Annotated in this window: 19 protein-coding genes; 4 read left to right on the top strand and 15 right to left on the bottom strand. The window is 63.2% G+C overall.

Going from position 1 to position 21585, the window contains the following annotated elements; translation table 11 throughout:
* Positions 1-283: 283 nt before the first annotated feature.
* The 5 genes from K6L26_RS31000 to mobF form a co-directional block, all read right to left on the bottom strand.
* A complete protein-coding gene (locus tag K6L26_RS31000) occupies positions 284-703 on the bottom strand; it encodes a hypothetical protein (protein ID WP_221853549.1) in 420 nt (139 codons plus the stop codon).
* Positions 704-846: 143 nt separating this feature from the next.
* Positions 847-2226 carry a hypothetical protein gene (locus K6L26_RS30995; protein ID WP_221853548.1) on the bottom strand — a complete coding sequence of 460 codons (1380 nt, stop codon included), beginning with the start codon at positions 2224-2226 and terminating at the stop codon, positions 847-849.
* A 101-nt stretch (positions 2227-2327) separates the two neighbouring features.
* A complete protein-coding gene (locus K6L26_RS30990; protein WP_245008801.1) occupies positions 2328-3743 on the bottom strand; it encodes a type IV secretory system conjugative DNA transfer family protein in 1416 nt (471 codons plus the stop codon).
* Positions 3744-3831: 88 nt separating this feature from the next.
* A complete protein-coding gene (locus tag K6L26_RS30985) occupies positions 3832-8667 on the bottom strand; it encodes an AAA family ATPase (protein WP_342394423.1) in 4836 nt (1611 codons plus the stop codon).
* A 40-nt stretch (positions 8668-8707) separates the two neighbouring features.
* Positions 8708-9736: a MobF family relaxase gene (gene mobF, locus K6L26_RS31830; RefSeq protein ID WP_280639580.1), complete on the bottom strand. Its 1029-nt coding sequence runs from the start codon at positions 9734-9736 to the stop codon at positions 8708-8710.
* A 306-nt stretch (positions 9737-10042) separates the two neighbouring features.
* On the opposite strand from mobF, the gene K6L26_RS30980 reads away from it, so the two are divergent.
* The gene (locus K6L26_RS30980) at positions 10043-10585 is read left to right on the top strand and encodes a hypothetical protein (RefSeq protein WP_221853546.1); all 543 of its coding nucleotides are present in this window, start codon (positions 10043-10045) and stop codon (positions 10583-10585) included.
* Positions 10586-10861: 276 nt separating this feature from the next.
* Positions 10862-11161, top strand: coding sequence for a hypothetical protein (locus K6L26_RS31985; RefSeq protein WP_342394421.1), 300 nt, complete (start codon positions 10862-10864; stop codon positions 11159-11161).
* Positions 11162-11185: 24 nt separating this feature from the next.
* Here the strand turns inward: K6L26_RS31985 and K6L26_RS30970 are convergent, their stop codons facing one another.
* The 6 genes from K6L26_RS30970 to K6L26_RS30945 form a co-directional block, all read right to left on the bottom strand.
* Positions 11186-11512 carry a hypothetical protein gene (locus K6L26_RS30970; protein WP_221853545.1) on the bottom strand — a complete coding sequence of 109 codons (327 nt, stop codon included), beginning with the start codon at positions 11510-11512 and terminating at the stop codon, positions 11186-11188.
* 339 nt (positions 11513-11851) lie between these two features.
* Entirely contained in the window at positions 11852-12235 is a 384-nt protein-coding gene (locus K6L26_RS30965; RefSeq protein WP_221853544.1) for a hypothetical protein, read from the bottom strand.
* A complete protein-coding gene (locus tag K6L26_RS30960) occupies positions 12223-12624 on the bottom strand; it encodes a hypothetical protein (RefSeq protein ID WP_221853543.1) in 402 nt (133 codons plus the stop codon). The genes K6L26_RS30965 and K6L26_RS30960 overlap by 13 nt, the downstream gene beginning before the upstream one ends.
* Complete coding sequence (locus tag K6L26_RS30955) at positions 12621-12887, bottom strand: redoxin NrdH (protein WP_221853542.1); 267 nt, start codon at positions 12885-12887, stop codon at positions 12621-12623. The genes K6L26_RS30960 and K6L26_RS30955 overlap by 4 nt, the downstream gene beginning before the upstream one ends.
* 442 nt (positions 12888-13329) lie before the next feature.
* Positions 13330-13809, bottom strand: a complete 480-nt coding sequence (locus K6L26_RS30950; protein ID WP_221853541.1) for a hypothetical protein — start codon at positions 13807-13809, stop codon at positions 13330-13332.
* A gap of 76 nt (positions 13810-13885) precedes the next feature.
* Entirely contained in the window at positions 13886-15619 is a 1734-nt protein-coding gene (locus K6L26_RS30945; protein WP_221853540.1) for a DNA cytosine methyltransferase, read from the bottom strand.
* Positions 15620-15744: 125 nt separating this feature from the next.
* Between K6L26_RS30945 and K6L26_RS30940 the strand changes: the two genes are divergently transcribed.
* Together K6L26_RS30940 and K6L26_RS30935 are read left to right on the top strand one after the other, a co-directional pair.
* Positions 15745-16914 carry a hypothetical protein gene (locus K6L26_RS30940; RefSeq protein WP_245008800.1) on the top strand — a complete coding sequence of 390 codons (1170 nt, stop codon included), beginning with the start codon at positions 15745-15747 and terminating at the stop codon, positions 16912-16914.
* On the top strand, positions 16898-17236 hold the full coding sequence (locus tag K6L26_RS30935; RefSeq protein WP_221853539.1) for a helix-turn-helix domain-containing protein: 339 nt from the start codon (positions 16898-16900) through the stop codon (positions 17234-17236). Before K6L26_RS30940 ends, K6L26_RS30935 begins: the two co-directional genes overlap by 17 nt.
* 1241 nt (positions 17237-18477) lie before the next feature.
* Here the strand turns inward: K6L26_RS30935 and K6L26_RS30930 are convergent.
* The 4 genes from K6L26_RS30930 to K6L26_RS30915 form a co-directional block, all read right to left on the bottom strand.
* Entirely contained in the window at positions 18478-18957 is a 480-nt protein-coding gene (locus K6L26_RS30930) for a hypothetical protein (RefSeq protein WP_221853538.1), read from the bottom strand.
* A gap of 321 nt (positions 18958-19278) precedes the next feature.
* Positions 19279-19845 carry a hypothetical protein gene (locus K6L26_RS30925; protein WP_221853537.1) on the bottom strand — a complete coding sequence of 189 codons (567 nt, stop codon included), beginning with the start codon at positions 19843-19845 and terminating at the stop codon, positions 19279-19281.
* A gap of 1 nt (position 19846) precedes the next feature.
* On the bottom strand, positions 19847-20431 hold the full coding sequence (locus tag K6L26_RS30920) for an Lrp/AsnC family transcriptional regulator (RefSeq protein ID WP_221853536.1): 585 nt from the start codon (positions 20429-20431) through the stop codon (positions 19847-19849).
* A gap of 184 nt (positions 20432-20615) precedes the next feature.
* On the bottom strand, positions 20616-21293 hold the full coding sequence (locus tag K6L26_RS30915) for a bifunctional 5,10-methylenetetrahydrofolate dehydrogenase/5,10-methenyltetrahydrofolate cyclohydrolase (protein WP_221853535.1): 678 nt from the start codon (positions 21291-21293) through the stop codon (positions 20616-20618).
* Positions 21294-21585: the final 292 nt, after the last annotated feature.

Here is a 21585-nt window from a genome sequence, read left to right as displayed (position 1 = left end):
CCTACATCCACCGTGAAGGCGCGCCGGAAGAATTCGGCAGAATCCAGGCTGCACATGCCTAACAGTATACAGATTACGATGACCAAAACAGCACTTCAGCCACTATATTATGCCCGTGTCGCGATGTGAACCCCTGATAAACCGTGCACCTTCAGGTGGGTGTGGCCGAACGGCCACGACCAACCGATCCAACAGCTTGCCCGCGTGCCCAGAGACGTCGAGCACCAGCAGACCAGCTGATGCCGAGGTCGGCGGATGAGGGGTGGGAACCCAGCGTCAGCGCCTATCGCCCAGCGATCTTCCTGACGCGCGCAAAGAGCTCATCCCGATGGTCGTCGCTCCAACCATCAGGCGCGATGGTGAAGCCCAACACGTCAATCCACACGTCAGTGGGCCATTGGCTTTGACCCCGTACGCGCACCCAGATGTCAGCCGCGAATTTGGCTGCCTCGTCGTGGCAATCGTTCCGCCAAAGGAAAGTCAAGACTTCGGCGGGAATATGGTTGATTACTAGATCGGTCGGGTCGGGAGGAACTTCAGCCTCAAAACCTGCGACGGCGATGATCGCACGGATGTTGGCGGCTTCACGCTCGGCTAGGTCGCGCACGAACCAGTCCCATGCGAAGCGCTTGTCGATGTTGCCGTAGGGCTTGAGGATTCGGTCGAGAAGGTGGGGCGCGGGGGGAACGTCAATTGCAGTCATAGTGTGGGATCGTAGGTACGGCTGAGCAAGGTTCTTCGTGCCGCGACCTTGTAGGTTCTCTAAGAATCCGCTGACTGAGCCATAGACACGGGAGTCAGCCCCGTACACCGCAGTTGTTGGCGCAATGGCGCAACAGCACGCGCTCAAGGTATGGGCCCTTCGGAGAGGTTGTCGAGCGCCGCGCCAAGCTCTGGGTAGTTGTAATATTTTTCGTCGGCATCCACCTGTTGCCGAACAGCATCGAGAAATGTTGTGAATGCGCCGACCCGTTCGCGTCCGAGGTGACGGGTGTCGCCCAGCAGGTTCACCGCCGCCTCGGGCATCAAACCAGCGCGCCAGCACTGGTCGTTGCTGGCCCATGCCTGGAGCGCGGATCCGAGGTCGTCCATCGTGAGGAAGGCAGCGTGCTCGACGAGTAGCTGCCCGACGGTCTCACCGAACCGGTAGGACCCCGCATCTGCCAGGAGATTGATGATCGCCGGAACGAAGTACGGGTCTGGTCTTGCCTCGATGACGTTCACCTTTTGGTGGGATGACAGTCGATTGAACTGTGTTTCGAGCTGGCCGAGTCGGTCTCTCACGGACGCAACGGCGACGAGCGACAGCGTCGTGGCAGTCCGGATCTTCAGAGGTTCGGACCCGAAAACGCGGAATTCCTGTCCCACAAGGTTGTTCAGATGTTCGACGAGCGAGCCATCGGTCATGTCCCAGAACAAGTCGAGATCGCCGAGGCGGCCGAGGGCGCGTCGTTGACATTCCGGGGCCGCCTCCCGGAATCTGTCTCGCAGCAGGGTGAGTTCACCGCGCACAAGCTCTCGTTCACGTGCTGCGAATGCCTTCAGCACGGTGGCGGAGCGATCGGCATAGCTGGTCGGGTCCATACGATCGGCGGGGTTGAGTTCGAGGAGCGCGTGTTTGGCCGCCATGGCAGCCAGGTTGCGGCGTGTAGCTGGCCGGACCCGGTCGAGGTAGGTCGCCTGGATGTGGGCGGCGCTAGGGAAGAATGCCGGCGAGCACGTGAACTCGATATAAGACTCAACGATTTTGCGGCCTTGTGTGGGTCGTTGGATCAGTAGTACATCCAGTGCGATGGCGAGGTGAGCGCGCGCCGCTTCGGGCTGTGGGGCGAAAACTTCGTTGAACGGCCGCAGAGATGGGTGCACGCAGAGGTTGCGGTCTTCACGTATGCGTTCCAGTGCGCGCTTGTCAATGGGATCGAGAAGTTCCAGCTGTACAGCGTTGTCGAGTAATTGGTTCTCGATGGTCTGCATAGATCGGACGCCCTCTGTTGAGAGCCCTTGTGCCTGTGCGTGTTCCACTGCCGATTGGATCGACTTGGCTTCCCCATCGGAGTCATCGGCCAGGCGGCCGATCTTGGCGATGATGTCAGCGGTGATTGCGGTCCATGTGGCGGTGATGCTGGCCCTGATGGCTCCGGCGTTGTAGCAGCGCCAGGCTTCCTCAGCGTGTGATCGCGTGGTCGGATTCCATACTTTCGCGAGCAGGGTCTCGACATCTGTCACCGGCGTGGTTCCCTTCTGGTGATGCGGCCGCGGACCACGGACATCACCCTCGGTGGCGGCAACCTATGGAACCATGCCCGGCCGGGAGGAGGGCAGCGGCCTCACGCTCGGCGTCGGCGTTTGACACGTTCTTCGACCACGCGGTCCCAGATCTGCAGGAAGTCCTCCCAGTCGGGGATGTGCACGCGCTGTCCCGGCTCACCGCGAGCGAGCAGGTGTGCTTCTTCGCGGTTCTGGGGCAGAAAGTCCTGCCAGTCGATCTGGGCTCCGAAGACTGAGGATTGTCCTCGGCTGCCGCTCGTTGGTTCGTAGGATTCGGTGCGCCGGGTCGCCAGACCCAACCAATCGGAGGCCTGTTCGAGGAAGTGCCGCTCGTGTGAGCCGTACATGATGAGCGTGCCGGGGAACATATCTCGCAGTGCGTCAGCGTATTTCGGGCCGAACACCACGTCGAAGTGGCTGGTCGACTGGACGGTCGCCATGATGTTGACGCCGAGGCCAGCCGATTCGCCGACGTAGTTCAGTAGTGAGGGCAGCGGGCAGCTGTTGCACACCTCGTCAAGCTCAAGGAGTAGACGGTGCGTTAACTGGTGCTGGTCGGTTTTCTTGCGGAAGTACTGCACGATGGAGTCGATCAGTGCCACCGCGGCGCCGGCTACCGTGCCGCTGTTGGGCGCGATGACGAACAGGGTGGCCTGGGGGTCATCGAGCATGGAGACGTCAAACGATTCGATGCTGATCTGGTCGGCCACGCTGAAGGGGTCACTGTTCTTGTTCATCAGTCCGAGCCGAACCCACGGTGTGGTGGCCTTTTTCATGGTGATTGTCACGCTGTCACGCAGGCGGCTGTCCATGGTCATCAGTTCCATGAGTGGTTCGCGCAGATCGGCGTGTTCGCACAGCGAGTATGCCGTCGCCCATGAGGGGTAATCGACTTCGCCGGCGTGGGCTTCATCGTCCTCGTCGTCACCGCGCGTTCCGACGGCTCGTAGCACCCATGGCATACCTTGGCTGTTGCCCAGAGGGCTGGCGGCGTAAAGCAAGCACGCCAATGGTGGGGCAGCACTGATTTCCCAGAGTCCACCAGCAGCGACGCTTTGACCGCTGGTAGCCCCGCCGAAGCCCACACCGGAGGTAGCCAGCATTGTCTCAGCCACCGTGAGGGCGTCATCGCCACTGGTGATGGCTCCTGTGGGGTCCGTGACGAGTTGGCGTACATTTTGCGGCCAGACAACAGCTTTCGTCGGTCGAAGGTCGATCACTCCAACCGGCCCGCTGAATCGACGCTGCATAACCAGTTCTGCCAAGTCTGGTTTGCTGGACACACAGACAGCGGGGCCGGGGTGTACCACGGCTGCGCAAGACAGCAGCCTGCGCGTCTTGCCTGTTCGCGTCGGCGCCGAGATGAGCAGGTGTGGGGCGCTTTCGGCCATGTATGGCCGTCCGTCGTCGGTGTAGAGCAGGCCGCTGTAGGGCGTGTAGGGCCTGTGTTTGTCGCGTTGCTGGCCGCCGGGCACCAAGACTGGCATATCGCGATGATGGTCAGTCTGCAAACTCAATGTCCAGCAGTAGCGCCCGATCCGCGGTTGAGGACTCTCTCGCCGGTCAGGGGTCGATGTCGTGTCCGTGCTCGCGACTGCGTTCCTGGCTCTGCGTCCGGGCGCGCATCCAGGAGCTGGCCTGGACGGCGTCGAATGCTCGTCGATGAACGCGGCGCATGTCGGTGCGTTTGGTTAACGCCGCCGCGAGCCCGTCGGTCAGCGTTGTGGGATTGAGTCGTTCGGCTTGGGCGAGCACGGGTTGCAGGTCCGGCGCGTTGGATGTGGCCGGGCTGAGCTTCTCACTGCCGGCTGGACCTTGACCGGCGGTAATGGTCCAGGGCAGATCGGTGCGAAGCAGTTGCAGGACTGCGGCACTGGGTTGAGGTGGCCACGTCGGCGCGGTGGTGTCGAGCAGGATGAGGCGTGCCTGCTGTTGGTTCGCGTGTTCGGCGATATCGACGAGCTTGGCGGGGTCGGCGGCAGCGGTGTTGTCGACGATGAGGATGTCGCCGGCGCCTGCGTGCCAGGTGCCGGTGGTCAGGCGTTCGTGGAGATGGCCGAGGGAGTCAGCCCCGTCGTGCCTGAGTGTGGTGCGGTCGTCTGGGGTTTCACCGGGTGCGCACCAGTACAGGCGGCGCCCGGCGGTCTCAGCGGCAGTGTGCATGGCTTCGAATGCGGCGATGAGTTCGTCGCTGGGAGCAGCTGAGACCACGCTGACGGTGAATGGCATCCGCGCCAGGTTGGCGATCGCCGCATGTTCGGGGGTGTCGGGGGTTGGCTCAGCCAGCCGCAGGACGGGTTGGCCGCTGCGGTGGCCGGCGACCGTCAGAAGGCGCAGTTCGATATCGAGTTGGCTCTGCTGGGCCAAAACGTGCTCGGCGGGGCGATGATCGGCCGCGGCGTAGGCCGCGGCTGCGGCGAGCTCGGCCCGGTCGAGGTCACGTCGCAGGTCGATGCAGCGGCGCCGGAGGGCGAGCTGGTCGTATCGGTCGGCTTCAGTGGCAGCGGCGATGACTTTGTCAGCGTCAGCGTGGGTGACGATATTGTCCGCTCCGCCGGCGGCGGCGGCGCGCGCTTCCTTTGCAGCAGTGAGTGCGGGGTAGAACCTCTCGGCGGGGGACACGCTGGGCAGGGTCATGCGGCGAAGGTCTAGATCGGCTTGTGCGGAGGCAATGTCGAGCGGATCGGCATCGGGCTGGGCTCGCAGACTGTCGAGTTGTTCCTGTGCCCATTGGACTTGGGCGCGGGCGGCGTCGTATGCGGCGTCGGCATCGGCCCACTGGTCGATGACTTCTTGAACGGCGTGGAAGTACGGAAGGTCCGCATCGGCGGCCGCCCGCATTTCGAGGATGCGTGGCATGGCGGCGTCAACGTGTGGGCCGTCTAATGTCGCGGCTCGTCTGGCCAGCGATTCGTAGTTGGTCAATTCCTGCTGCAGTTGGCTGCGTAACTGGGCAATGTCGAGCAGTGCTGCGGGCAGCGGGGGAGGCGGTACGCGCCGCGGTGAGAGATCCTCAAAGCGCAGGCTGCCGAGCTCTTCTGCGTCGCCTGCCGGTTCGGGGTCCGACGCCGGCGGAGCGGCGTCGAGATGCTCGACGTCGAATGCCGCAACGTCGTGGTAGGCGTCGTTGAGTTCGACCGGGACCGGGTTGGCGTCGACCTCGTAGGAGTGGTGGTACGGGTCCGCGGCGAGAAGTTCTTCTTCCTCCTCGGGCGACAGCGGCGCATGCTCGGGCAGCGGCGCGTCAAGATGGGTGTGCTGGGTCGGGTCCCCGGAGGTGACCATGTCGACGGTGTGCGTGATGAGTCGGGCGTACTGGTAGGGCGCGATGGTCTGGTCATGGTCATGAGCGTCGGCGAGGTGTTCGGCGGCAAGCTCGAGCAGGTCGCGCGGAGTCCAGGTGCCGGGGTCGGCGGCCTCAACCGCTGCCACCAGTGCCGGCCACGCGGGGTCGGTGCTGATGGTTTCGGAGACGGCGGAGCCAAAGACGCTGCGGAGATGGCTGATCCAGGCTGGGCGCAGGTGCGCGTCTGGGGTTTCCAGGGTCGCGGTATGGCTGAGCTTGCCTGATAGCCGCCACCAGAGGGCGGCGGCGGGCAGCTCGTCGGGAAGGGGCCGATCTGCGGCAGTCTGACGAACGAGTGTGGCCAGGTCGGGGCGGCTGGGTGCGGCTTCAGCGAGGTGATTGGCCAGTTGGGGCCAGTAGCTGTCGGCACGCAGACGCGGATCGATGGAGTCAATGAGTTCGGCGAACTGGTGGGTGGCTGGAACACGAGCGCCGATGACGTGGGTGGCGGCTTGCTGCAGGTCGCGTTGAACCTTGCGGGCGCGGACGGCGTACTGGTCGGCGCCGAGGAGTCGGCTGTCTTCGGGTGCGACCCGGAAGGCCGCTCGGAAGACGGCGATCTCGGCAACCAGTACGGGATCGGCGTCGATGAGGGGCCGTGCCCATTGCGGGGCGGTGGCCGGTGTCCATGCCCGCGCCGTTGTGCGGATCTGGTCGGCAAGCTCGGTGGCGAGTGTGGCTCGTGCGCTGAGGTATTCGCCCCATTCGGGTAGGCGGCGGAGCGAGTGGGGTACGGCTGATAGCCAGGCCAGCGGTCCGGTTCCGGCGCTATGCCGGCCCGTTTCATCGAGGCGCCAGTCGAGCACCGCGGCGACGTCGAACGCGGAGCCGAGTTCGCGTTTGCTCGCGGCGGCGGTGAGTTGCTGGATCGGGTCGCCGCCGCTGGCGGCGATGATGGCCAGGTGTTTGCGCAGCGTGGGCCAGGCGGCCTGTTCGGTCAGGCCGGCATGAACGGTCTCGGCCTGCTCGTCGATGACGGCCATCACCTGGGGGCCGGCGTAAATCTCGGCGGCGGTGCCGACGGCGTCTTGATACATCTCGGCGGCTGCGGCGAGGCGAGCAAATGGATCGGCTGCCACGCGCTCTGCGGTGGTGGCCGAGATTTGGGCTCCGTCGCGGGCCAGGATCTTGGTGAGCACATCGACAGCGGTGTCGGGGTGGGTTGCCTTGGGAGATAGGACGCGGTGCGGATCATGTTCTGCCGTCGACAGATACACGTGGTTTTGTTCACGGCCGCGGGTGAGCGCGACGTAGAGCAATTGGCGGGTGATGTGTTCGGCGCCCACGACGTGGCAGCTGTAGCCGGCGGTCAGTCCTTGGGCGGAGTCGATGGTGGTGGCGTAGCCGAGGGTGACGTGCTCGGTGACGTAGTCGGCGGGCAGGGTCAAAGTGCGGTCGGTGCCGAGGTGGCGCACGTCGAGCGATCCGTCAGGGTGGACTTCGACAATCTCGTAGCGGTAGCCGTTGCGGACGTAGTCGGTGGTACTCAGGCGCAGCCAGCGGGCGTTCTCGCGAGTGCGGATGATGTCACCGGCAGAAGCGGCTAGTTGGTCGGACAGGATGGTTCCGCGGCCGATGCGGTAGCGCGGCTTGTCGGCGAACGCGGCCGAGAGCCGGGCGGTACGAGCGCGGGCGTTGAGGTCATCGACTATGGGGTTGGTGGGGGCCAGCAGCAGGCTGTCGCGCCCGGCGCGGGTGTCGGTCAACCATGCGGTGAAAGCCATCTCGGCGGCGGTTTCGTCGGCACCGACATGCACCCGTTGGTGGTCGATGTAGAAGCCGATGCCAGCGGGATCGCCCGTGCGTAGCGCGAGTGAGGCTGCGCCCTCTTCGGGGGCAACGAAGCGCACCAGCTGCGACAGCGTGAGGGCATCGGTTTCGGCGGCGATGTCGCGCAGTACACCGCCTGCCGAGATCGAGGCGATCTGTCCGTCATCTCCGACCAGCCGCACGCTGGCGCCCTTGGCGATCGCGTGAGCGATGACGGTGTCCAGTTGTAGTGTTCCGGCTTTTCCGGCCTCGTCGATGATGAGCAGTGTCGATTCATCGACCTGGTCGAACCACTGCGGCACAATCGAGTTGGACGGGTTGTCGATGAGGTTGATGTACTTGTCGAGGGTGTCGGTCGACGCGCCCAGATCGTTGCCGAGTTCGATTGCGGCGGCCGCGGTCGGCGCCAGACCGATCACGCGCCCGCCCGATGAGCGCCATGCCTGCGACAGGGCAGCCATCGCAGTGGTCTTTCCTGCACCGGCCGGGGCCAGGGCAAGCGCCAGTCGCCGGCCACTGGTGGCCATTTCAGTCACCAGCGTGACCTGCCCGGGGTTGAGTTTCTTGCCACGCGCGGCGGAGTCGGCCAGCGCAAACTCGACATCCTGGTCGGTGACGATACGACCGTCGGTGAGAGTGGCGGTGTGCAGGATGCGCCGCTCGGCGGCCACCACGGCAGCCGAGGTGTAGAGCTTGGCGCCGTCGCGGGTGTAGATGCTGGTGCCGTCACGGCGGCGCAGCGCGGCTGGTTCGTCTCGGTCGCCATCGTTGATGCGCGCCAGTGGCAGCGAGATCGGCTCGTCGAGCGCTGCGGCGGTGATCTTTTCGGCCAGATCGACCGAGCTGGCATGGCCGGTGGCACGCACAATGCGTTGCGCTTCGGCTAGGACGTGGTGGCGCTGCCAGGTCGCTCGTGATTCCGAGACGACAGCGATGGCTTTGTGCGCCTGGTTGGTGACCCAATCCGGTGTCACCGCGGCGCGGCGGCGTCGTCGGGCCGCTGACAGTGACTGCCCGATCATTCGGGTCACGGCGCGTTGACTGCCGAGTACTTCGATGGCTTCGACCCGCCACGTTTGGCGTTGTTCGGCCAACGACCGTGGCTCGTGTTTGGCCTCGCGCGATTCGAGTGTGGCCTGCTGTGCCAGCGCGATTGCCTCGATGTTGGTGGGCTCGCGGCCGTGGTCGACTTGGAACTGCTTGGCCAGCTCGGCGGTGCGTGCTTCGATCGCTTGGCGTCGCGACGACCAGCGCGCCATCAATTCGGTGCTGACGCCGACAATCTCGCGGATCGGTCGCTTGTTGCGGCCGGGGGGTGTGACCTCAGCGAAATCGCAGCCCGAGGCGCTCCTCCAAATGCGCCTCGAGTCGGGTGTTGTAGAGCTCAGAAGCGCTCACCATCATGCGGTGCAGGGGTTGTCCGTCCAGCGCCAGCCAACGCTGCACGCCGTGTGCGTCGATGTAGGCGACCTTGTTCGAAATCGCCACGTGCGTGTGCAGATCCGGGTCACCCGCGCGCGAATCGCGGTGTGTGAAGGCTGTTCCGATGAGGCCTGTCGTATCCACTTGGGCGACACCGCCGGCACCGATGCGGGTGAACGCGGCGTTTTGTTGGATGAACGCCAACGAATCTGTCACCGCGGCGTCGTGGCACTCTTCGATCGCGGCCGACACATCCAGGGGGGCGATGGCCCACAGCGTCGACACCGATTTCACCGGTGAGAACGTGATGTCGTAGCCGGCGACGGCGGTGGTAGGTAGCCGTGAGTTGCGCGCGATGAAGCCGGAAAGCTCGCGGTCATCGGCGGGCTCGCGGTCGTATTCCTCGCTGAATTGTTCACGCGCGATGGTGGTGCGCAGTCGGGCACGGACCTCGTCAGGGATGGGTGCGTTCCATCGCTTGCCGTGCTCGGCGTTGTACTCGCGGTAGGCGACCGCGAGTGCCTTTTGAAACTCGGTCGCCCCGCTGCGCACGGTGAATGGCCGGCCCAGATGAGCCGCCTTGATCGCGACGTGGGCAGGTGCGCCTCGACCTACCTGATGGTTGGCGATGTCAACGGCGTTGGGGTGCAACCCTTCCCCGAACAGTGCTGCCATCTGTTCCTCGGTGACCTCGGACCCTTCGGGTACCGTCCAGACCTCGTCTTTGACCTGTTGGGATACGCCACGTACCCCGGTATACGACAGTGATGCCAACCCCTTGCCAACCCAGCGGCCGGGGGATTCACCTTTGGCCGAGTAGTAATCGGAGAGGGTGTTGCGTCCGCGCTCGGTGGTGTCGTGCGCAGCGACCTGGCGGATCAGATACAGGTAGCCATCACCGGCGGTGAGTTTGTGCAGCGTGGCCGTCATGAGCCGCACGTTAGAAACTTGACGCACGTCAAATCCAACAGTAGCCCTGGGATCGTTATCGAACTGTGATCCTGAGTGCAAGAGGTGTGTGGCTTTGGGTAGACGGCGGCTGGATGCCGGCGGGGGTGCTCGGGTGGCTTCGAAATACTGGTGGATCGCGATGACAGAGCCACGCTGAGGTGGGACCGGAGCATCAAACTCAGATCGCGCAAAGCTCAATCGGTGTGGAGGGAAAGAAAATTCGATCAGGGCGAATGTGGAGCTACTGTTGGACTCGGCCCGCCGCGCCGCCGTACGGTCCGCACCATGGCCAAGATCGAGTCTCGGAGCGATGTACGCCGCAAGGTCCGCGAAGCGCAGACCAGAGCTCAGCAGGAACGGCTCAAAAGGGAATCGGACAACCGCGAGGACATGGTGGCGTTCCTGCTGGCTGAACAGAAGCTTCAGGCCGTCGACGGTTGGGAGGCCGAGCACCTTGCGCAGGTACGAGGTGAAGCTGAGCAGCGGCGCCACGAACAACGGGTGGAAGGCGCCAAGGCGCTGGCCCGCCTGAAGGCACGGGGGGAGACCATCAAAGACATCGCCGCGCTGGGGGATGTCCCGGAAAAGTTGGTCCGCAGCTACATCAAACTGGCCGCCCAGACTCCGAGCCTTCGAGACGCCGCCGGGAGCCGTTCGCAGGCACTAGGTTCCGGCGAACCACGGGCCGTGTCGCCGGAAGATCCGCAAGCACTAGGTGACCGAGGCGTCGAGGCATCTTCGGACGCCGGGCAGGGTGTTTCGGTTGAGGCCCAGGCGCAGCGGGAAGAGCCCACGAGCGCGGGGGAAATGTTGGGAAGCCAACGATGAACGCGGGTACGCGAATTCGCACACGACAACGTGTCCGGGCGGATCGGTAGCGTACGGCTCGTGAATGGGCTTGAGGACCACGTTCACGCACTCTGGGTGGACCCTCGGGTACACCCAGCGGAGTGCGCGCGGTTTTGCAGTTATGTCGTTATCGGTCCCGAGGCGGATGACTGCAGCATCTGGGTGGGCGCCATTGGCGCGGACGGCTATGGCAGGTTCTTCATCACGCGATCGGGCACAGGATTCTGTGTGCGTCCGAATCGGTACGCATTGGCGATGGCTACGGGCCGGCCGCTGAGCGCGGATGTGTTCGCCTTGCACGATTGCGACAATCCGATCTGCGTGAAAATCAGTCCGCCGGAATCGGTACGCCAGCATGTCGTCGCGGGCACGCAGTCTGAGAACATGTTGCGGATGGGACGGGGCCGCCGCGGCGGCGGCAGGCCGTCGATTCGCGGGCTAGGTCGCGAGGCGCGTCGGGAACGGTCCGTTGCCCTTCGTGACGCGGTGCGCGACGGCTGGAATGCCGAAGCAGTGCGCGAGGCACTGTTGGGCGTTCACCCACGACTGTTCTGACCCAGAACGGCGCGTAGCCAGGCTTCAGATAGTTGGTTGACGGCGGTAGTGATCCTCGGCCAAGTGCGCTAGGTGATAGGTCGACCATTGTGAGTCGGTGGGCGAAGCTTCGAGCGGCACATAGCCCTGCAACCAACCGTCAACGATGTACTCCTGGCGGATCCACTCATCGATATCGGTACCGCCTTTGCGTACCCCATCAACGATGAATGCCGCGCGGTCGAGCTGCTCGGGCGGGACGCCGTTGGCCTCAGCGGTTTGGCGGATGCGTCGGTAGTACTCGTCGTCGTGCTGGGGGACCATCAGAGCGACTGCCAGTTGGAGAACGTAAGGCCGGTTGAAGGTGGTCATCGTTGATCGTGTTCCTCTCGTGAGTGATGTTGCGGCCGGTGTGTCGATTCGAATGGTTCAACGTGCGATTGATCAGGTCGCGACGCCGGTCCGATCTGCGCGGTCCCCGTGACACGGGGACACCGTCCTGTGGCGTCGAAACTGACAAGTTCGAACGTCGCCGTTCCGGGGTCTACATCGCATTGCAGAGAGTGCAGATACACATCACTGAGCCGGGCATGGGCGAGCAGCGCTCGTCGTGCCCAGGCGAAATTGTTGTGCCGACTGGTGAGGAGTCCGGTCGATGCGTTGATGGTGAGCTCATGCATGGCTAGTCCGTCTCGGGCGATGGTTGCGTGGTCAGCTCGCACGATGAAAATGCCGAGAAGCTCCGGTGAGTTTGTCCCACTGATGCTGAACGGCAGCTCGCTCGTAGTTATCGACGCAGGCGATGCCTGTATCGACCGCAAGAGCACTGCCGCGTATGGCTGTGAGCACAGCGAAGTCTGTGGCGTGAGAGGCCGCCGCACTGCAGCATTCGATGGTGGCGGTGGCATGGAAACGATTGCCGGCGAGAGTGGTGAGCTGCCAGCTACTGAAAGCTGAGTGCATCTGGATCGTGTCGGTTCGGCAGCCCGCGTGCTCGACGTAGCGCTCGAGTGCGCGCTTGGCATCAGCAGCGTCGGGATGCTCGCTGGTGGTGGTTGTTCCGTGGTCGGCTCGGTCGATGGTCAGGCGGTGCATCGTCGCAACCCCTCCGGTGCCGTGGCGAGGTCGGCGCCGAGTGCGTTGATGCGTTGGACTGCGAGGAGGGTGTTGCCCTCGGCGGTGCACCGGGCCTCGCTGATGAGCGATTCGGTCAGTTCCGTCGCTTCGTAGGCCTCGATGTCTTCGTCGGTCCAGGATTCCGGATACCGACCTACGTAAGCGAATGGATCGTCGTAGTTCACACAGCGTGCCGAGGAGTCGTTGTTGGCAGGGCAGGAGTAGTCGCCGCAGGAGCAGAACGGCCCCGCGTAGTGATTCATGGCGGCCGCGTAATCGACGAACTTGTCGGTGTCCGACAGCTCATCGTCGAACACCGGTCGTGGGCCGGAATGGGAGGACCAGGGGTCGATCACACCGGAAGTCATGCGGACACCGCACTTGCATCGGCGGTGGATACCGTCTCCGGATTCGTGAGTGTCTTGATCCGATCGGGCCGGAAGCCCGACCAGTGCTCGTTGCCGGCCACCACTACCGGGGCCTGCAGGTAGCCGAGCGCCATGACGTAGTCGCGGGCCTCGCTGTCGACAGTGATGTCAACCTTCTCGAACGCGATGCCCTGCTTTTCCAGCGCCTTATAGGTGGCGTTGCACTGCACGCATGCGGGCTTGGTGTACACGGTGACGGACATTTCCAACTCCTCATTCTGAATCAGATAGGCTATTTTCTTATGCTTCCACAATAAGGGATTATCGCCATTACTGCAATGGTTGTAGCTAATATTATTAGTGGACTTTTCGCCATTCTTCTATTAGTCACTAGGATTCTGGCAGAGACGCCGCGCCGGGTCTTTCACACAAAGTCGTGGACGTTCTTCTGGTCAATGCTATTGCGTATATTTCGCCCTACGTAGGCGTGATTCACTACAGTCCCGGCCGTCACCATCTTTGCTCGTTGCCCGCCTGACCATACTTCCTCATTGGATACATCATGCGTTCATTTGGCGGTTTCACAACACTGAACGGGTTCACACAGCAATCAGTGAGTATGTCGAATTCCGTATTGCAAAACTTTGCTTGGCATAGCAAGTGCAAGACTGTTCCGTATAGCAGCGATCAGGCTCATCGTCAGCGCTACCGACCAATCTGTCGAGCCTCGATGCGCTGGCGCACATCCGCGACCTCACGATCGAATCTTTCGCGGACCTCGGGTCGGAGTCGGCCCAGCATTTGCGTCTGGCTTTCGCTGAGGTGGCAGTCGCCGGCCAGGTGTCGGCTGGTGAGGTCGAGGGCGACACACCATTGTCTGCCGTACTCGCGGCCCGTCGTCACCCATGCTCCGTCGCCCCGCTTGTACAGATACTCCCGGCTGAGACCGTGGTTGTTGCAGATTAGGAATTCGTTGGCTTCGTACTGACCGCAGGCAGGGCACACCAAGACGGTGAGGCGCCCGCCGTCGCTAGGGGTGAGCCAGAGGTCGTGCTCGCGGGCATCGGCTTCGGTGACGACGAGTTCGACGACCAGTTCTGCGTATGCTGCGGCCACTTCTTCTTCGGCGGCGATGCGCGCGGCGGTGGCTCGCGGATCGAAGTCGATCATGAGTTGTTCGGACATCGCAACCTTCTTGCTCCTGAGTTGGTGGGTGCAGAACGCAACGGTTATTTCGTGGCGTTCTGCACCCCGGGTCGAACTAGGCCGCAGCCAGGTCGTGTGGCCATCGCTCGATCGTTTCGCCGGTGATTGCCTCGACGAGTGCTGACACGATGACTCCGGCGACCGGGGGAGTGACGGCGTTGCCGTACTGGCGGACTCGCTGGCGCTTGTTTCCGAGGACGACGTAGTTGCGTCCGAAGGCCATTGCGCGGCCGATCTCGTGCGGTTCCAGCATGCGGAAGAGCACGTCGCTGAGGTCGATGGGCAGTGCGTGGGCGGTTAGTAGTGACTGGTGCCCGGAGGTAGTGACGGTGCGTGCTGGCTCATCGATGGGCGTGGTGTGGCGGGCCGGGTGTCCTCCGCGAACTCCGTTGTTGCGCATCAGCAATGCGTGCCGGTGGATCGCGGTGACCGTAGCGAGGGCTTCGTCCGTGCTGTGGGTGCTTCCGTTGCCGTAGTAGCTGGTGATGAGTCCGTGGTGGTTGCCCGAGGCTGTGACGGTCGCGAGAGGGTCGTTGACAGAGCGGACGTCGCTTGCGCCGCCGCGCAATTCGGCGACGAACGGGGGGAAGGCGATGCCGTCGGATTCGCGTGTGGTGCGGGTCGATATCGGCACGTTGGCGGTAGTGGCTGCATCGCGCCAGGTTCCGCCGCACGGCACCACGAGGGCGGTTTCGTTGCGGGTGGTGGCGGTCCTCAGAGGCAGCTCGACCGGGGCGGCGACCTTGCCGTCGCGGCCTTCGATCGGCACGGCCAAGCCGAAGTGGTTGCCCGCGGCCGCCACGGTTTGCAGCGGTACATCGACACCACGGACTCGATACTCGTGCCGGTGCTCGGTGATAAACGGGGCCCAGTAGCGTTCGATTCCGGCCGTGATCCGAGCCATCGTCTTAGGGGCGAGCGGGGCGACGACCACCTTGCCCGTGTCCTTGTTCCTGAATTCCCGTAGCGGCTTGTCGCCGAGGCGCTCACCGGGCAGTGTCCAGTCGATTGCATCGGCGGCGGGCATGGCTGGTGGTTCGACGATGGCGTTGCGGCATGCCACGTGGGGGCACCTGTAGACGTACTGGCTGCGGTAGCGGCCCATGTCGGCGCCGGGCTTCTTGAACACCTGGATCGCGTCGATCCATTCGTCGCATGTCGTGCAGTACGCGCGGGGTCGGAGCCATTTGTCCCAGTCGGGTTCGCGGCGCAGGGCTTTGTCCCAGTAGGCCACGTAGAGGCGGTCGCGTGACTGTGGGGCTGGCAGCGTGCGGCCTGGTTGAGCGTGCATGGAATTCATAGCGATGACGCGGGTTCGGTAGCCGAGGCTGCGGATCTCGCCGATCCAGCGGTCCCATTGGTCCCATGCGCGTACCTCGACGACGTTCTCGACCACCCCGGCCCGGACTCGGCCACCGCGTTCGATGACGCCGCGCAGGTACATCGGGACTTCTTCCATGAGGGCGCGGGAGCGATCGGCCTCTTCGTCGCGTGGGGTGTCGAACAGGTCGCCCTGCAGCGTCGCGTCGAAGTCGCGCTTTTTACCTCGTGCCGTTGACCATTGTGGGCATTCGGGTGATGCCCAGAAGATGTCTGCGACGGGCCATTTCGCCACGGGGGCCTCGCGGATGTCGCCGAGGTAGTGGTCGGTGTCGGGGAAGTTGGCAGCGTGCGACTCGATCGCCTTGTCCCAGTGATTGGCCGCCTTGGTGACCCGGACGTGCGGTACGGCGTGCATACCCTGTGACGAGCCTCCGGCCCCGCAGAACCAATCCATTATTTCGAGCATCTGGTCTACCTCCTCAACCGAACGTGTTGCCTATAGGCTACACCCTGATGTAGCCTATAGGCAACACCTTTCGAGGAAGTGTCAGGAGGAGTCTGATGACTGCCAGCCAGGATCAACTACCCATCGTGAGCGAGTCCGACTGCAGCCCAATGGTTGTGATGAGTTACGGGATGGGCGTTGACTCGACCGCCATCCTGCTGCGGTGGTTCACCGAACCATCAACCCGTGACTTCGATCTGCGAGACCTCGTCGTCATCGCGGCAGACACTGGGGGAGAGTTCGATGAGACGATCCGCGACGTCGAGGAAGTCGTTCTTCCTGAGCTATCTCGTCGCGGCGTTCGTTTCATCCAGGTAGGCCGGTCTCAACGAAAGACCAGCACGAGCGGGGAAGGGGTTGCGGTGCTGCAGGACTCCACCGCTCCCAAGCGTCTGTACGGTGCCGCGTACACACTGGAGGATGAGCTGCTCTCGGCGGGAACGCTTCCCCAGATCGGTGGCACGCGCCTGTGCTCGATCCACGCCAAAGGAAATTGCCTGGATCCTGTCATCGCCACGGTCACCGCCGGACGGAGTTATCGTCATGTCGTCGGTTTCGAAAGCGGGGAGCCGTCAAGGGCTGTCAAGGATGCTCTGTTCAATACCGACCAGCGCACCGGCTGGTACCCGTTGCAGGACTGGGGTTGGGATCGGGCGCAGTGCACGGATTTCATCACGCAGATCACCGGTCGCCGATGGTCGAAATCAGCGTGCGGCTTCTGTCCGTTTGCGATGACCACTGAGGCCGGCCGGCGGGACGTCGTAGAGAGATGGCGGCGGGAACCGCACCAGGGCGCGCGCGCCCTGTTCCTCGAGGACGTGGCCCGCAGGCTCAACGAACGCCAGACCCTCATCCAGGGGAGCTCCGCCGCGGCGCTCGCCGCACAAGCCAACCTCGAGGACGTAGAGCGCCGGTTCCAGGCGACGCTCGACGGTTGCGAGCACGCGATCTACGAGGTCCGGCGGCTGACCCGTCGATCGTCGAAACGGCCAGACGGGTGCGGAACCGTCGCACGATCGGTGCGGGCCACGAAGCGGGGGACGCGCCAAGAGATGAGTGACGCCCTGGCGTTGGCGCCAGGTGTTCCTCGTGTAGGGGGAGATGGCATCCTGCGTCACATCGTTCGTCAGCGCACCGCCGAAAAACCGGACCTGGAGCACTTTTACGTGGTGTGCCCGGCTGTTGTCGAGGACAAGCAGCGCGCCGGATTCGAACAATGGTGGCAGGAGGCCACGACTGATGCTGTCCTGTTCTGAACGCCCCGACACGATCACTCCCGGTGTAGCCTTTGGGCAACGCCTATGGAGAGGAGCGGCCGTGACGGACACGTCCAGCGATGATTCCGTCATCCTGGCCGCCCTCGGTGCTGCCATCCGGGACCACCGTCTGCAGGCGGGTCTGACACAAGCCGAGCTCGCGGAGCGCGCTGGTATTGGCAGGCCACATCTGAACCACATTGAAGGTGGACGCAAGAACCCCACTGCCGTCGTAGTGGTTCATATCGCCCAGGTGCTCGGAGTCGCTCCCGGCGAACTGTTGGCGCCGAGCATGCCTGCCACAGGTACAGGACGTCCGTAGCGGGCGACGACCCGGTGTCGGATGCGGCCTGCCGAATCATAAGGTCGCCCAACCGGAGTGGGGGTCAGGCGATCACGAGAGTTCGGCACCGCGGTCATCTAGGCCCCGATCCTGCCCTCGCGCGAATCGGCGGTGTTGGACGGACTGGACCCGCAGTTTGAGGGAGGTTCGCATGATCGCGCGCGCGTTGGCGCGGTCTTCGACGGTGGCACTTGAGTCCCATGCGACTTCCGCTGCAGAGTCCAGTGCGGCCTGCGCGAACTGGGAACGCCGCGAAGGGTCCGACTCAGATTCGGCTGAGTGCAAGGATGATTCGGCGTCTTCGAGACGTGAGCTTGTAGCTGTGGCCATGAGCTGGACAGTAGCTAGAGCGCTCGATCAAATTCCAGCACTGTCGCCAGGTTCGCAGTGAAGTGCGAACCTGTTCGGTGCGCCGAGTCGATGCACTCGGCGCGGCTTGTCTCCGCCACGTATGTGTTCAATTGAGTGAGACGGGATCGTCATCGCGTTCGTCGGGTCGCCCGTGCTCGGTCCGGGGGCCGCTGCAAGTAATCGTCGGCGGACAGCCAGGCTCTAACTTCTCCGACCAAATCGGCCCGAGCCCTTGTGAATTCGGTGATATCGGCACCTGTCACAGGGGAGATGCCTGGCGCGCGGGCGAAGCTCTTGACCAGTGATTCGGCGCGAAGAAGGAAGGTCTCGGCGTGGACTGCAAGCCGCGCGGGCACAGCTATTTCGACGGAACTCACCGCATCCTGCAGCATAGGTAGTGCGTTGCGCACTCGTTCACGCCACTCCTTGAATAAGAGGTCGAACTCCGGGCGGCTACGGAACTGTGGGCTAATGTCCTCACCAAGACTGATCCCTCGCTGTGGCCCACGTAACGCTCGGTCCACGGCCTCACTTGTCCGGTCCTTCTCGATCGCTGCTTCACGCTGGGCCGAGATGGCTTCGGCCTCGCGAAGCACCTGTAGGAACTCATCGAGTGCGGCCAAGAGTGTCCGTATCTCCCCGATTACGAACTCGCGCGAGCTTGCGACCACCTGTTGGTGCAGTTCGGCTCGCTTGTCCGCTGACTGTCTACGAGAGGTCAGCGCACCGCCGAACAGCGATAGACCACCACCGATGACTGCTCCTCCGAGAGCCGCGAGAGCTGACAGCGGTGCAGCCCATTCAGAACCCAAGACACACCTGCTTGGGCAAGATGCGGTCGTACGCCGACTGCAGCTCAGTGACGCTCATCAACGTCGGAATCCTCGGTCGGCGGGCCGCGTCTCGAACCCGTCGAAGACATCGAACCAGCTCGTCGGGTCTGGCACATCGCCCAGCCAGGCGGGTGTGTCGCCAGGGGGCATGTGCCAGTCGATGTGCCGTTCACCCACGAGCGTGTTCGTCGCTGACAGCCAATCCCCGTCGCCTGCGGTCTCTGGCAGGTCTGCCACTTCGTCTCCATACTCACCGTCCAGATGAGCGGCCTGGGCGTTGGACACCGCGAGCACGAGCGCGATTTCCTCGGCCACACAACGTGGGTAGGGCAGGTTGCCATCTTCCAGGTCGTTAGCGAGGTCATCGAATGCCCGCGCCAGTTCCCGTCGCCAACTGGCCGGACGATCCCAGCACTCGCTCGGTAGGCGGTCAAGAATCATCCACCATCCCGATGATGCGTCCACAGGGTGAGCGCCCCGCTCCTCGATGTCGTCATAGACGCTGTCGGCATTCACCCACAGGTACGTGCGGAGGAGTTCACGCTGTCGCGGGGTTAGCCTGAGGCGAAACGCTGTTACCCGACCCATGTGAGCCCCCACCTTCCATCTGATTTCATCGATCGTTTCCGACTCGGAACGGCAGTCATGCAGTAGTTCGTCATGGTGTGCACTCTCCTCGGGATGCAGTTCGACGGGGGACCACTGTCGTTGCGGTCTCTGTGGTTTCGAGATCGAGACTCCGCTGATACGCCTCGTCTCTGTCGTCGATCAGTGGTTCGGTGCTGGCTTCACCCGTGTCTCGGTTGATACGCACCACCCAGTACCCAGCAGCCACGGTCATGCACCTCGTTGGATCGGCCGTGTGTCCGTGTGGTTTTCGAGCACGGAGTTTCCGTCGTGCCAGGTGGTGTGAAAGCACGGAACACCATTGATGATGCATGGCTGATTGGCGTCGATGTCAGCCGGGCATGCCCACCCGATGGCCGCGAGTACGGAATCGACGCTTTTGACGAGCGGTTCAGGTAAATGCGGCCCCAAGCACACAAGCCCCGCGGCTGCGAGACCAGGGGAGTCGTGGTCAATCCACCACTGTGCCGCCACAAGATCAACACCCCAGAGGACCTGGGCGCCTTCACCTGCATGCCGCAGCGCTGCACCGACAGCCACCAGGCGGGCAAGCTCGCCGGCCCTGTGCGGTCCGAATGCCTGCGGCGCCTCGGTGACCCACTGGTCGAGATCAATGCGCGCCCACAACCGGACGAGTGTGAGTCGATCGGGGCTCGGCCCGCACCCGGCCCGCGGTGGCCAGATTCCGGTCTCACCGAAATCCAGCTGGCGCGTGAGAGTTTCTGGCACACCGAGTTCGGTCAGGTGCGACGAGAGGGTTCGTGCGTAGGGATTCATTTCAGCCGCTCGGCCTCTCAGGGTTGGGAATGCATCGTTTGGACCAGCGTTCATGAGCGGCTTGGGGTGACATTCCCGCTGCGGCGCCGATTTTCGCCCAGGACATGCGATTCTGTCGGGCTCTAATAACCGCTTCGTCGAGCTGAACTTCCCCGGCGCGTATTGCCGCTAGCGCTGTCTCGATAGCGGCTTCGACGTCGACGGCCTTGATGTGGTCGTTCCACCACACGTCGTGCGCGACGGCATCAGCGTCGCTGGTGATCACGTCGAGCACATCTTCATCGGCCGCGTAGATACGGAAAGCGGATGGATCATGCCGGATCGGTGAGGGTACCCGTGACCAAAGATGTTGACTCGACCAATGTTTGGTCGGCATGAGGTCACCGGCACCGTAGCAATTGCATACGGCCCGCCAGCCGATGACTGCGCCCGCGGGGCGGGTTAGAAACTCGGGATCGGCGCCGTGGCGCCGAACGGCCTCCTGACCCCAGGTGCCGTCGCCGTATTGGTCGACGGCAAGGTGCCCGGGCGGAATGCCAGTGCCGCTGATTCCCAGAGCACGCAGGCCATCTTCGAACTCGGCCACGAGGTAGCCCTCGTGCCACTCGCTGCCGCGATCGCCGGTGGAGTACTCCCATCCCATATGAAACAGACTACACCCAAAACATCAGGAATTCCTGATGTTGACCAGAGCGCCATCAAGACAACCTGACATATCGTAGCTTATCGGCGAAATGTGTTGGTGCACAATGTAATTCAAAGTCCCGTTCTTACTGAACTGCTGTCCGATCCGGAACTTGTTGACAGTAATCCGGGAAAACATGAGAGCTGTCCGATTCCACCCCGTTTTCCGGAACCATCTGAGAGTTGAGTTGTCCCTGGTCGCTGGATATTTTTCGTAAGCTGCAGCGTGCTGAGCGGTCTTGTATGGCTCCGATTCCGCGACTACCTGACATCACGACGACGTGTTGCCCGGCCGGATTGATGTCATAGGTGTCGAGCAGGCGCAGGATGCCGCCAGGAGTGCAGGACTGAAAACCCATGGTGCCCAGTGTCATCACGGCAATGGATGCGCCGGTGACACCGTCGACGTCCTTCGCTGGGGTGATTGCTTCGAACACTTCGCGTTCGTCAACCTGAGGCGGCATCGGGTGCTGCACCAGGATGCCGTCCACGGTTTCGTCGTCGCTCAGTTTGCCGACGACGTTGACTGCATCCTTGGTGCTGGCATCCTCTGGCAGCCGATGGGATTGGGAGGCCAGACCGGTTGTGCGACACCGGTTGGTCTTCATTCGCACGTAGGTGTGTGAAGCTGGGTCGTCTCCTACCAGCACTGTCGCCAGACACGGTCGACGGCCTCGGACATACTCGAACTGCGCTGCGCGATAACTGGTTTCGACATGAAGCCGGTTGGCGACAGCAAAGCCGTCCATGATGGTGGGGTTCATGGCATCTCCTTCGAGGTGGCGTGAACGGCAAGTTCTGCCATTCGCAGTGCGCTCAAGGTGAGGAGCTCCGTCCGCGGCGGTCCGCATAGTGCGCCTCGCAATGAGAGCATATAACGTGAAGCTTGCGCTTCGTAAAGATGAAGTGCTAACTTTTGGTTCGTCAAGTCGAAGAGTTTCGCGATCCTGACACGAGGCCACAGCAACTATGTCGATAACCGTGGCATCGCACGATAGACCCATCTAGCTCAGTTGATTTGAGCTTGAAGCGAACCAGTCGCGACGCAGCAAGCGC

The sequence above is a fragment of the Mycobacterium farcinogenes genome, assembly GCF_019739075.1.
Classification (GTDB): domain Bacteria; phylum Actinomycetota; class Actinomycetes; order Mycobacteriales; family Mycobacteriaceae; genus Mycobacterium; species Mycobacterium senegalense.
The sequence above is the reverse complement of the archived record's forward strand: the minus strand, read 5'-3'. Positions and strand labels throughout refer to the sequence as shown.

Excerpts from the sequence above, each read along its gene's own strand:
- K6L26_RS31000 (WP_221853549.1), bottom strand. The coding sequence starts at position 703 with ATGACTGCAATTGACGTTCCCCCCGCGCCCCACCTTCTCGACCGAATC.
- mobF (WP_280639580.1), bottom strand. The coding sequence starts at position 9,736 with ATGACGGCCACGCTGCACAAACTCACCGCCGGTGATGGCTACCTGTAT.
- K6L26_RS30980 (WP_221853546.1), top strand. The coding sequence starts at position 10,043 with ATGGCCAAGATCGAGTCTCGGAGCGATGTACGCCGCAAGGTCCGCGAA.
- K6L26_RS31985 (WP_342394421.1), top strand. The coding sequence starts at position 10,862 with ATGGCTACGGGCCGGCCGCTGAGCGCGGATGTGTTCGCCTTGCACGAT.
- K6L26_RS30970 (WP_221853545.1), bottom strand. The coding sequence starts at position 11,512 with ATGACCACCTTCAACCGGCCTTACGTTCTCCAACTGGCAGTCGCTCTG.
- K6L26_RS30965 (WP_221853544.1), bottom strand. The coding sequence starts at position 12,235 with ATGCACCGCCTGACCATCGACCGAGCCGACCACGGAACAACCACCACC.
- K6L26_RS30960 (WP_221853543.1), bottom strand. The coding sequence starts at position 12,624 with ATGACTTCCGGTGTGATCGACCCCTGGTCCTCCCATTCCGGCCCACGA.
- K6L26_RS30955 (WP_221853542.1), bottom strand. The coding sequence starts at position 12,887 with ATGTCCGTCACCGTGTACACCAAGCCCGCATGCGTGCAGTGCAACGCC.
- K6L26_RS30950 (WP_221853541.1), bottom strand. The coding sequence starts at position 13,809 with ATGTCCGAACAACTCATGATCGACTTCGATCCGCGAGCCACCGCCGCG.
- K6L26_RS30945 (WP_221853540.1), bottom strand. The coding sequence starts at position 15,619 with ATGCTCGAAATAATGGATTGGTTCTGCGGGGCCGGAGGCTCGTCACAG.
- K6L26_RS30935 (WP_221853539.1), top strand. The coding sequence starts at position 16,898 with ATGCTGTCCTGTTCTGAACGCCCCGACACGATCACTCCCGGTGTAGCC.
- K6L26_RS30925 (WP_221853537.1), bottom strand. The coding sequence starts at position 19,845 with ATGAATCCCTACGCACGAACCCTCTCGTCGCACCTGACCGAACTCGGT.
- K6L26_RS30915 (WP_221853535.1), bottom strand. The coding sequence starts at position 21,293 with ATGAACCCCACCATCATGGACGGCTTTGCTGTCGCCAACCGGCTTCAT.